This window comes from Pseudorhodobacter antarcticus (assembly GCF_900110135.1).
Taxonomy (GTDB): domain Bacteria; phylum Pseudomonadota; class Alphaproteobacteria; order Rhodobacterales; family Rhodobacteraceae; genus Pseudorhodobacter; species Pseudorhodobacter antarcticus.
The window spans coordinates 154,977-163,507 of sequence record NZ_FOCO01000002.1 but is presented as its reverse complement, the minus strand read 5'-3'; the positions used below and the strand labels follow the sequence as shown (position 1 = coordinate 163,507).

7 protein-coding genes are annotated in these 8,531 nt (G+C 60.8%); all 7 read right to left on the bottom strand.

What is annotated here, in order from left to right; translation table 11 throughout:
* On the bottom strand, positions 1–280 hold a 280-nt coding region (locus BMY36_RS01800), incomplete at its 3' end, for a transposase (RefSeq protein WP_175469229.1).
* 349 nt (positions 281–629) lie between these two features.
* Positions 630–2,231, bottom strand: coding sequence for a GMC family oxidoreductase (locus tag BMY36_RS01795; protein WP_050518699.1), 1,602 nt, complete (start codon positions 2,229–2,231; stop codon positions 630–632).
* Between the two features lie 61 nt (positions 2,232–2,292).
* On the bottom strand, positions 2,293–2,757 hold the full coding sequence (locus BMY36_RS01790) for an OsmC family protein (protein WP_231579665.1): 465 nt from the start codon (positions 2,755–2,757) through the stop codon (positions 2,293–2,295).
* Positions 2,758–2,819: 62 nt separating this feature from the next.
* Positions 2,820–3,617: a carnitinyl-CoA dehydratase gene (locus tag BMY36_RS01785; protein WP_050518701.1), complete on the bottom strand. Its 798-nt coding sequence runs from the start codon at positions 3,615–3,617 to the stop codon at positions 2,820–2,822.
* On the bottom strand, positions 3,614–5,608 hold the full coding sequence (locus tag BMY36_RS01780; RefSeq protein WP_050518702.1) for an acetate--CoA ligase family protein: 1,995 nt from the start codon (positions 5,606–5,608) through the stop codon (positions 3,614–3,616). The genes BMY36_RS01785 and BMY36_RS01780 overlap by 4 nt, the downstream gene beginning before the upstream one ends.
* Before the next feature lie 281 nt (positions 5,609–5,889).
* The gene (locus tag BMY36_RS01770; protein ID WP_050518704.1) at positions 5,890–7,053 is read right to left on the bottom strand and encodes an acyl-CoA dehydrogenase family protein; all 1,164 of its coding nucleotides are present in this window, start codon (positions 7,051–7,053) and stop codon (positions 5,890–5,892) included.
* A gap of 3 nt (positions 7,054–7,056) precedes the next feature.
* A complete protein-coding gene (locus BMY36_RS01765; protein ID WP_050518705.1) occupies positions 7,057–8,511 on the bottom strand; it encodes a carnitine 3-dehydrogenase in 1,455 nt (484 codons plus the stop codon).
* Positions 8,512–8,531: the final 20 nt, after the last annotated feature.

Sequence of the window (8,531 nt, the reverse complement as noted above, 5' to 3'; positions counted from 1 at the left end):
TGAAGTTTGGCACCGCCCAATCCAAGTCGATCAGGTGCAGGAGGCTCTCGACAAACCCCGTCGTCTGCCGCAGCGCCATGCCGAACAGTACTTTCATCGTCAGACATGTCTGGATCGCAGCGTCACTGTAGTCGGGCTGTCGGCCACGTTTTCCGGTCGGCGCAGCCTCCCAGGTCATGGTGGGATCGAACCAAATCGTCAGCGAGCCACGACGCTTGAGCGCTTCGTTATAGGCGGACCAGTTCCTGGTCTTGTAGGCGAGGGGTGTGGGTTTACTCATACCACACAGCTACCATGCTGGATTCACAAGATGAATCCCTCATGAGATTTGTGCAACAGAGCCCACCAAGACCCTAAATTCACCCCGACGGGGGTGCAACTCCATGAAGCTTGGCTTGTTGCGATGTGGCTTGTCGAGGTGTTTATCTTCCACCTTATCGGCCATCGCGGTCAGATGATTGACCGGCGTATTTACGACGGATGGCGGGGCACAACCATGCCCGTCCCACTTGCCCGACGTTAGGCAGCCTAAACGAAGGTCACTGCGATGCAAACCTTAAGATAGGGTAAACAAAAAATAACATAGTAAACATAATCAATTACTTACTTCGCGCATCGCGCGCGATGCATCACCCCATCTGATCTGCCAAAATCAACTCCGCCCCTTTCCAGCCCATCAAAATCGCAGGCGCATTCGTATTGCCCGCGATCAAGTTCGGAAACGCCGATGCATCACAAACCCGCAGCCCCTCCACCCCTTTGACCCGCAAGCGGTTGTCCACCACATCGCCCATCCGGCAGGTGCAGGACGGGTGGTACACGGTGCCCGACCGGGTGCGAAAATCGGTAATCAAATCCGCGTCTGATGTGACCGCGGGGCCAGGCCGCAATTCTTCGGCAATTACACGTGCCATCGGGGATTGGGCGGCGATATGGCGGATGAATTTCACCGCTGCCAACATCTCGGCCACGTCATGATCGGTGGAAAACGCATTGCCCACGATTTGCGGCGGCGCAAACGGGTCGTTCGCGCGAATTTTCAACCAGCCGCGCGATGTGGGGCGGCAGTTTGACAGGCCAATCGACAGCCCCGAAAACGGGTCCGGCGCCAGCAAAGGGCGTTCGCCCACGCGCGGCACAAGGGTGGAAAACGCCTGCATATACAGCTGCATATTGGGGCGCGAAAGGTCTGGCGAGGTGCGGAAAAAACCCCCAGCATGGTTGATGCTTTTGGACAGCACACCGCGCCCTTGCAGCAAATATTGCATCCCCACCAACGCTTTGCCCCACCACGGACGCAGCACATCATTATAGGTCGGCACCGTCATGCGATAGGTATAATTCAACCCTTGATGGTCGTTCAGGTTGCCGCCCACATGCGGGTTATCAACCAACACATCCACCCCAAGCCCCGCTAAATGCGCCCCCGGCCCCACACCCGACAATTGCAACAGCTGCGGCGAATTGATCGCCCCGCCCGCCAAAATCACCTCACGCGCCAAGATCACGTCGCGCTTGCCGCCGCGCACCACCTCCACCCCGATCGCGCGCTTGCCTTCAAACACTACGCGGGTGACATGGGTGCGGGTCCACACTTCCAAATTCGGGCGCGACATGGCGGGGCGCAAAAACGCGCGGGCGGTGGAATTGCGCCGCCCGTTTTTGATGGTCATCTGATACACGCCCGCACCCTCTTGGGATGCGCCGTTGAAATCCGGCGTCTCGGGCAGGCCCGCAGCCGCACAAGCGTCCAGATAATTGCGCACCAAAGGGTGCAACCCGTCGCGGTTGGCAGAAATGAACAACGGCCCGCCCGTGCCACGCCACGCGTCGTCCCCCGCCTCATTGTCCTCAATCGCCTTATAGGCCGCACGCGCCGCGTCCCAGCCCCAATCGGGGCCACCAATCGCGCCCCATTCGTCATAATCAGTAGCCTGTCCGCGCACCCAAACCATCGCGTTTATGGAGGATGACCCGCCCAGCAACTTACCCCGCGGCCAATAATCGCGGTTGCCGCCAAGGCCGGGATCGGGGTCCGTCTCATACGCCCAGTTCACGGCCTTGTTGTAAAACAACTTGCCATATCCCAGCGGCATCGACACGAAAAATCGGCGGTCGCTGCCCCCCGCTTCCAACACCAAAACGCGGTGCTTGCCATCCGCGCTCAACCTCTCCGCCAAAACGGACCCCGCCGAGCCTGCGCCGACGATCAGAAAATCAACCTCGGCCATGCGGCCCCCTTATCTGCGGCCACAGGCCTTGCGCGTTGCCCCGCACTATGTCGCAAACCACCTAAGGTTCAAGGTGAAATTGCGGCACATAGGTCACGGGGAAATTCACCGACCGCGCGATGAAACACACAGCATGGATACGGTCATGCAACGCGCGCGCTACATCCACATCCGCACCGCGCGCCAGCCAAATCACCGGGCGCAACTGCGCAGATAAAAACCGCCCCGCGCCGCCTTTGTCCACCTCGCCCACACCTTCAGGGCAATCCTCATACCGCGTCACCACCACGCCCGCCTCGGCGGCATAGTGCAAATACCATAACATATGGCAGGCCGACAGCGCGGACAACAGCAAATCCTCGGGGTTCATCTTGGTCGGATCGCCGCCCAACAACGGGTCATTGGAACAAGCCACCACTGGCTTGCCCGGCACCGCAATATCCCATGTCCGCGCATAGCCTTTGTAACTGGCCGTGCCCGCGCCTGTGTTGCCCGTCCACACCACACGGGCGTCGTATTTATGCATTGCCTTGCCCATTCGCCTTGGTCCAAATACCTAAAAACGCTGGTCACACGCGCAGCACGGGCCTACCGCCCCCGCCACACCGGATCACGCTTTTCTGCAAAGGCACGCGCGCCTTCCAGCTGATCATCCGACCCGTAAAGGCGGTCCACGGTGGCAAATTGCCGCTTGGTGATGCGGTTCAACCCGTCTTGGAACCGCATGGCTTCGGCCTCGCGCACCACCTCTTTGATCGCGGCGTAAACCAGCGGCGGCCCGCTTTCCAACAGCCGTGCCAAATCCCATGCCCGCGCCAGCAAATCGCCGGGCGCGCAAATCTCCTTGATCAAGCCCCAGCGCTGCGCCTCCTCCACATCAAACCAGCGGCCTGTCAGCAATAAATCCATCGCGACATGATAAGGGATGCGCTTTGGCAACTTCAAGGACGCCGCATCGGCCACCGTGCCCGACCGGATTTCGGGCAACGCGAATGTCGCGGTGGTGCTGGCAAGGATCAGATCGCATGACAGCGCCAGCTCCAACCCGCCGCCACAGCAAATACCGTTCACGGCGGCAATCACGGGTTTGTTTAGGTGCGGCAATTCCTGCAAACCGCCAAAACCGCCCACGCCGTAATCGCCATCCACCGCGTCGCCATCCGCCGCCGCCTTCAAATCCCAGCCGGGGCAAAAGAACTTTTCCCCCGCCGCGCGCAGGATACACACGCGCAACGCGTCATCATCGCGGAAATCGCGAAACACCTCGCCCATCAGGCGGCTGGTGGCCAAATCAATCGCATTGGCCTTGCCGCGTGACAAAGTGACCTCCAAAATCGCCCCGTCCACCCGCGTCAAAATCGGGCCATCTGTGCGCATCTGCATCATTCCATATCCTTCCAAATCACCGCATCCACCGCAACAGCCCCGCTTTCGCGCACCATCAACGGGTTGATCTCAATCTCTTCCAAACCGCCCGCCAGCAACAGGGCTTGCACCGCCAGTGCTGCGTCGATCACGGCCACAATATCGCCGCGCACCCGCCCGCGATACCCGTCCAGCAAAGGGAACAGGCGCAAACGGCGCAGGGCTGCCTCAATCTCTGTCGCATCCACGGGGCAGATCAAGGTTTGGGTGTCGGCCAACAGTTCGGCGGATACCCCGCCAAACCCAATCGTCAGGCTGGCGCCATACACCGGGTCGCGCCTGCACCCGATCAGCAACTCTGCCACCACACCCGTCACCATCTCCTCCAACAAATAACCTGTGGCCCCCGGCATCTCGGGCTGCGCGTTAAGGTTATAAAGCCCCAAACGCACCACACCATTTTCGGTTTTATGCGCAAACCCAAGGCCTTTTAGGGCGAAGGGCGCGGTTAAGCTCGCTGTCAAAGGGGCCAGTTCGGCCAAACTGCCCGCCGACACGCCCCGCGGCACGCCAACACCCTGCGCGGCCAACAGCGCCTTGGCCGCCGCCTCATCCATCAAACCAGCGCGGGTCGAATTGCGCGACGGCCAAGGCCGCCACCCCCCCCGACCCGGCGGCGTTTGCGCCGCGCGCAAGGCCCCAAGGGCGGGTTCCAACCCCATCAAAGGCACCGTGCCCCGCGCCATCATCGCGGTGGCAAGGCTTTCATCAAAGTTTTCGGGCAAAGAGGAAACGGGGAACGCGGGCTTGCCCGTCGCCGCCCCCGCCGCCTCAATCGCCGCAAGGGCAGGCGCAAAGGATGCAGGATCGCACCGGTCCGGGCGCGGCGGGTCAATCACAAACACGCCCGCGTCATACCCCGCCAACATGGTGGTGAACACATCGGTGGTGCGCGGGCCATCGCCCCAAATAAAAGTGTGGTAATCCAGCGGGTTGGCAATGGTCACGATGGGGCCAAGGATATCACCCAAAGCCCTGCGCTGCGCATCACTTGGCGCAGGAAACGACAGGCCAAGCGGCCCCGCAAGATCGGACACCAACCCCGCCTCGCCCCCCGAACACGACAGCGAACACAAACGCGGCCCAATCTGCGGCCCATGAACGTGAAAAATCTTCAACGTCTCCAACAACTCCGGCAAGGTCGCAACCTCCGCCACCCCGGACTGTCGTAAAAACGCCGAGGATGCAGCGCCGCACCCCGCCAGCGCCGCCGTATGCGACGCCGCTGCCACCTGTGCGGCCTCTGTCTTGCCCGATTTCAGGCAGACAATCCCCTTGCCCGCTGCCCGCGCCGCCTGCGCCAGACCCGCAAACGCGGGCGCATCGTCAATCCCCTCGACATACAGGCCCAATGCCGTAACACGCGGATCGGCCAACAACGCCGCCCCCAAACCCGCCAACCCCACCTGCGCCGCATTGCCCAGGCAGGCCACATAAGCCACCGGCAAGCCCCGCGCCTGCATGGTCAAGTTAATCACAATATTGGACGATTGCGACAGCAGCGCCACGCCCCGCGCCACCCGCCGCCCCCCATGCTGATCGGGCCACAAGAGCGCACCGTCCAAGTAGTTGATCACGCCATAGCAGTTCGGCCCCAAAATCGGCATCACGCCCGCCGCCGCAACCAGATCAGCCTGCAATTCCGCCTCGCCCGCCTCGGTCCAGCCAGAGGCGAAACAGATCGCACCGCCCGCCCCGATTTGCGCAAGCTGGGCCACGACATCGACTGTGGCATGGCGGTTAACCCCGATGAACGTCGCATCGGGGGGGGCGGGCAAGTCGGCGATGCTGGCATAGGCCTTCAAGCCCCCGATATGCGGTTTGCTGGGGTGGATAGGCCAGATTGGCCCGGAAAACCCCATTTTGACGCATTGAACAACGACATTTTCGGCCCACACTGACCCAAGGACAGTGATAGACTGCGGGCGCAAAAGGCGAGACAGGTCTTTCATATCAAAGCCACGTTTTTGGGCAACGCGCCGGGGCGCTGCCCCGGACCCCGGGATATTTTCAAACAGAAAAAGAGGATGTCAGCACCTTGCCCTCGTGGAAGGAACAAGGTGCCTTTTCCTGTTACGGTCATCGGCGTCCCCGCCTGTACCGCGTCATCATTTTTGCGCAACAAGATTAACACTCCGTTACTTTTTCTGTTTAAAAATATCCTCGGGGGGGAATTCGCCGCGAAGCGCGAAGGGGGGGCAGACAGCCCCCCGCTTTTTTGTTGCCCGCACGACTACCCGCCGACGGCACGCAGCAATTGGCGGCTGATGATATGGCGCTGGATTTCTGATGTACCTTCCCAAATCCGTTCCACCCGCGCATCGCGCCAGATGCGTTCCAAGGGCAAATCCTCCATCAGGCCCATGCCGCCGTGGATCTGGATCGCCTCATCCGCGACCATCGCCAGCACTTCGCTGGCTTTCAGCTTGGCCATCGACATATCGGCCTCCGTGACGCAGCCCGCATCAAACCGCCATGCGGCGTCCCATGTCAGCAACTCCGCCGCTTTCAGCTCCATCGCCATATCGGCGAGTTTGAAGCTAACCCCTTGAAACTTGCCGATGGTTTGGCCGAATTGTTCGCGTTCCGCCGCGTATTGCACCGCGTGGCCCAGCGCGCGGTCGGCGCGGCCAAGGCAGGTGGCGGCGACTTGCAGGCGGGTGGCGCCCAGCCATGCGTTGGCGACCTCAAACCCTTTGTGGACCTCGCCCAGCACTTGGGCATCGGGGATGCGGCAATTGTCGAAGGCCAGCACGCCGTTGGAATAGCCGCGATGCGAGACGTTGCGATAGCCGTCGCGGACGTGAAACCCCGGCGTGCCTTTGTCGACGAAAAACGCGGTGATCAGCTTCTTTTTGCCGCGCGGGGTGTCTTCCTCGCCGCTGGCCATAAACACAATCGCGAAATCGGCGATGTCGATATGGCTGATGAAATGCTTGGTGCCGTTCAGCACCCAATCGCCACCATCGCGCCGCGCCGAGGCGGTCATGCCGCGCAGGTCGGACCCGGCGCCGGGTTCGGTCATCGCCAGACAATCCCATTTCTCGCCTTTGATGCAGGGGTAAAGATAGCGTTCGCGTTGCTCTGCATTACCTGCCAGCAAGATATTCGAAGGGCGCGCCACGCAGGTCCAATGCAAAGCGTAATTGGCGCGGCCAAGTTCGCGTTCATAAAGCAGCCATGTAAGGGTATCGAGACCCGCGCCGCCCACCTCCTCCGGCATATTCGCCGCATAAAGGCCTGCCGCGATGGCCTTGGCCTGCACCTCGCGGATCACCTCCATCGGCAGGTGCCCCGTGCGTTCTACCGCTGCCTCATGCGGGTACAGCTCCGCCTCCACAAAGGCGCGGGTGGTGTCGATGATCATGCGTTGTTCGTCTGTCAGGCCAAAATGCATGGGTTAATTCCTTTGCCCGGTAAAGCGGCCAACGGCTGTGGGCCGTGCAAGGCCCGCATGGGCATGGGCGACAGGGGTTAAACGATCAAGGATGGCCGCAGGGGCCGCCACCGTGCGCCCAGCCGCCATATCCACATGCAGCAACATTTGTTCAATGGTTGCCACATCCACGCCATCCTTTTGAATCGCAATGAAAATATGCAACCGCTTTTCATCCGCCGCGATCACTTGGACCGAGCCTGTCAGATGGTCGCCCAGCTTCGCCTCCCCCTTGTGCATGATGTGGCTTTCCGCCGTGTAATAGCTGAACCCGGTTGCCACATAATCCATATCCGCACCGATAAAGCGCAAAAACGCGTCCGAGGTTTCAGACGCCGCAAACAGATAGCGGCTTTCGGTCATGTGGCCGTTGTAATCAATCCAGCTTGGCAACACCTGCATGCGCGCCATAACCATCGGCGCGCCTGTGGCGGGGGCGGCCACGAAGGCCACGCGGCGGCGTTCGTCATGTTCGCGCAGCACCTTGCCCGCGCCCCAGTTACGATCCTTTAGCGCGCGCAAAAACCCTACGAGGTTGCCATCGCGAATACGCTCCAGCTCTCGGATGGTATGATGCCCTGATTGCGCGTCCGATTGGCCTGCGATCAGGTCAACCAACTCCTCCGTAAACTCCGGCACGTCCGTCAGCTTGGTCCACGGCCATTGCAAACAGGGGCCAAATTGGGCCATGAAATGCTTCATCCCCGCCTCACCCCCCGCCACGCGGTAGGTTTCAAACAGCCCCATCTGGCCCCAGCGCAACCCGAAACCCATGCGGATTGCCTCATCAATCTCCTCGGTCGTCGCAATCCCGTCTTTGACCAGCCACAGCGCCTCACGCCACACCGCCTCTAGGAAGCGGTCGGCGATATGGGCGTCGATTTCCTTGCGCACATGCAACGGGAACATGCCAATTTCGCGCAAAATCTCCTTGGCACGCTCAATCGCTGCGGGGTCGCTGGCGGGTGAAGGCACCACCTCGGCCAGCGGCAACAGGTACACTGGGTTGAACGGGTGGGCGACAAAAATCGTCGCGGGGTTGGCCGCGTTTTGCTGCAACTCGGATGGTTTGAACCCAGAGGTAGACGACCCGATCAACGTATCGGGACAGGATTGTTGGATTTGTGCAAAGACGCGGTGCTTCAACTCCAACCGTTCGGATACAGATTCTTGAATGTAATCAGCGCCCTGCACCGCTTCGGTGATGGTATCGGCAAAGCTGAGCACCCCTTCGGCCTGCATCGGAATGTCGGATAATGCGGGAAGGGAGGCGCGGGCGTTGGCCATCACCTCCCCAATTTTGCGCGCGGCCTGCGGGTCGGGGTCGAACACCGACACATTCCAGCCGTTCAGCAAAAACCGCGCCGCCCAGCCACCGCCAATAACCCCACCGCCAATAATCGCCGCTTTGCGTGTCATGTTTTGTCCTTATATTTAAA